Origin of the sequence: Actinomadura sp. 7K507, from assembly GCF_004348425.1 — a bacterium.
GTDB lineage: Bacteria > Actinomycetota > Actinomycetes > Streptosporangiales > Streptosporangiaceae > Spirillospora.
This window is the reverse complement of sequence record NZ_SMKK01000456.1, coordinates 1-2,845: the sequence shown is the minus strand read 5'-3', so window position 1 is coordinate 2,845 and position 2,845 is coordinate 1. Positions and strand designations below refer to the sequence as shown.

Here is a 2,845-nt window from a genome sequence, read left to right as displayed (position 1 = left end):
GGCCGGGGGTGCCGGTCGTGGGAGCGGCGGCGCCGTTGGGGAAGGTCCGCGCACCGATCGAACGGTGCCGGGGTAGGCGCCGCCGCCCTGCATACGAGATCATCGCTCACTCTTCGTCAAGAGTCACCCTTATCTGGGGATTCTCTGTCAGGAATCACCCGGCTTGGCCTTCGTGGTCTTCCTCCCGGCGGGCTTGCCGGGGGCGGCCTCCGGGGACGCGGGCGCGGCGGCGTCCGGGGCGGCGACGGGCTCGGCCTCCTTGTCGACCTTCGGGCCGATGCCCAGCTTCTCCTTGATCTTCTTCTCGATGCCGTCCGCCATGTCGGGGTTGGCCTTGAGGAAGTTGCGGGCGTTCTCCTTGCCCTGGCCGAGCTGGTCGCCGTCGTAGGTGTACCAGGCCCCGGACTTGCGGACGAAGCCGTGCTCCACGCCGAGGTCGATCAGGCCGCCCTCGCGGCTGATGCCCTGGCCGTAGAGGAGGTCGAAGTCGGCGACGCGGAACGGCGGGGCCATCTTGTTCTTGACGATCTTGACGCGGACGCGGTTGCCGACGGCCTCGGTGCCGTCCTTGAGGGTCTCGATGCGGCGGACGTCCAGCCGGACGGAGGCGTAGAACTTCAGCGCCTTCCCGCCGGTGGTGGTCTCCGGCGAACCGAACATCACACCGACCTTCTCGCGGAGTTGGTTGATGAAGATGACGGTGGTCTTGGTCTGGTTGATGGCGCCGGTGAGCTTGCGCAGCGCCTGCGACATGAGGCGGGCCTGGAGGCCGACGTGGCTGTCGCCCATCTCGCCCTCGATCTCGGCGCGCGGGACGAGCGCGGCGACGGAGTCGATGACGATGATGTCGATCGCGCCGGAGCGGATCAGCATGTCGGTGATCTCCAGGGCCTGCTCGCCGGTGTCGGGCTGGGAGACCAGCAGGCCGTCGATGTCGACGCCGAGCTTGCTGGCGTACTCGGGGTCGAGGGCGTGCTCGGCGTCGACGAACGCGGCGATGCCGCCCTGCTTCTGGACGCTGGCCACCGAGTGCAGCGCGATGGACGTCTTGCCGGAGCCTTCGGGGCCGTACACCTCGACCACGCGGCCGCGTGGCAGGCCGCCGATGCCGAGCCCGATGTCGAGGGAGATCGCGCCGGTGGGGATCACCTCGACCGGCGCCCGCGCCTCCTCCCCCATCCGCATGACCGAGCCCTTGCCGAACTGGCGCTCGATCTGGGCGAGTGCGGTCTCGAGAGCCTTCTCCCGGTCGTTCGCTGCCATGTGAGATGTCCTTCTGGTCGTGACTGTCGGCTCTCGGCCGCTGCCTGCGATGTCGAGGGCGACGTTACGGCGGGCCTCCGACACTTCGCGAGACCCGGGCGCGATTGTGGACGACGCCGCGCTACCGGGCCAGCTTACCGAACATAAGTTCGATCATCGTCCGGTTCGCCGATTCGGGCGGGAATCTCCGTGCGTTCCATGGTCCCGACCCCGTACGCTGGCGCCGTCCACGGAGGGTTCCAATCATGACGCTGACCGTTCTCTTCTGCGTCGATCCGCTCCACCCTCGGCGCGTTGACCCGCACTTCTCCCGCGAGGCCGCGGCCGTGCGAGACCACTACGGCGAGATCGCCCTGATCGACCATGACGCGTTGCAGCGCGGCGACGTGGACGACGCGGTCCGGGCCGTGCCCCCCGACCTGGGCCCCGTCTGGTATCGCGGCTGGATGCTCACGGGGGACGAGTACGCCGCGATCTCCGCCGCCATGAAACAGCGCGGGACGGTGCTGCTCACGCACCCGGACGACTACCGGCGCGCACACGAGCTGCCAGGCTGGCACGACACGTTCGCCGGGCTGACCCCGCACAGCGTGTGGCGGCCCCTCGGCGCGGGCCAGGATCCCGGCGACCTCAGCGATCTGGCGGAGCTCGTCCGGCCGCTGCGCAGCGGGCCTGGCGTGGTGAAGGACTACGTGAAGTCGTGCAAGCACGAGTGGGAGGAGGCGTGCTTCGTCCCCGACGTGAAGAACCTCGGGCAGCTCCATGACGTCGCCTCGAAGATGGTCGCGCTGCGGGACGACCATCTGGCGGGCGGTCTCGTCGTGCGCGAGTTCGAGCAGTACGACGGCGATGGCGAGGCGCGCGTGTGGTGGGTGGACGGCGAGCCCGCGCTGGTGGGTCCGCACCCGGACAGCCCCGGCGTGGAACCCGATCCCGACCTCGACACGGTCGCTCCGGCCGTGCGTTCCCTGGGCTGCCGGTTCATCACGACCGACCTGGCGCGGCGCACGGACGGCACGTGGCGTGTCGTCGAGGTCGGCGACGGCCAGGTCAGCGACCTTCCGTCGTCGGTGGACGCGATGGACCTCTACGCGCATCTGCCCGTTCCGGACTGACGACGGGCCGCCCTTCGCGAACCAGGACAACGTTCTCCGCGTCTCACCATCCAACCCCGTCGCATTGGTAGGTGCCCGCCGTCGCGCGGAAGGACGTGTTCCCTTTGCCCCCACAGGAACCCACTCGCCGGCTCAGCTCCCGCACCGTGAAGGTGGGGATGGTGAGCGCGCTGTCATTGACACTCGTCGCCTGCGGATCCGGCTCGACCACCGCGAGATGCGTCGACCGGAGCTCTCCGTCCACGGGGAAGAGCGGCTACAGAGTCGTCCCCGACAGCAGGTGCGACACCGACGACATCGACGGTTCCTCCGCGCCGTACGGCCGGTACTTCTGGTACTACGGCGGCAGGACCAGCTCGGGCTTCGTCTCCGGCGGCAGCCGGGTCCGACCCGAAGGAAAGATCAAGTCCACCGGCGGGCGGGCGCTGAGCCGGGGCGGGTTAGGCGGCGGCGGTCGGGGCGGGGGC

3 protein-coding genes are annotated in these 2,845 nt (G+C 69.6%); 2 read left to right on the top strand and 1 reads right to left on the bottom strand.

Going from position 1 to position 2,845, the window contains the following annotated elements:
- Positions 1-147: 147 nt before the first annotated feature.
- On the bottom strand, positions 148-1,263 hold the full coding sequence (recA, locus tag E1285_RS44320) for a recombinase RecA (RefSeq protein ID WP_132160903.1): 1,116 nt from the start codon (positions 1,261-1,263) through the stop codon (positions 148-150).
- 245 nt (positions 1,264-1,508) lie between these two features.
- On the opposite strand from recA, the gene E1285_RS44315 reads away from it, so the two are divergent.
- Together E1285_RS44315 and E1285_RS47020 are read left to right on the top strand one after the other, a co-directional pair.
- Positions 1,509-2,378, top strand: a complete 870-nt coding sequence (locus E1285_RS44315; protein ID WP_132160902.1) for an ATP-grasp domain-containing protein — start codon at positions 1,509-1,511, stop codon at positions 2,376-2,378.
- Between the two features lie 158 nt (positions 2,379-2,536).
- Positions 2,537-2,845, top strand: a 309-nt coding sequence (locus tag E1285_RS47020; protein WP_207947289.1) for a hypothetical protein, incomplete at its 3' end; no start/stop codon positions are given.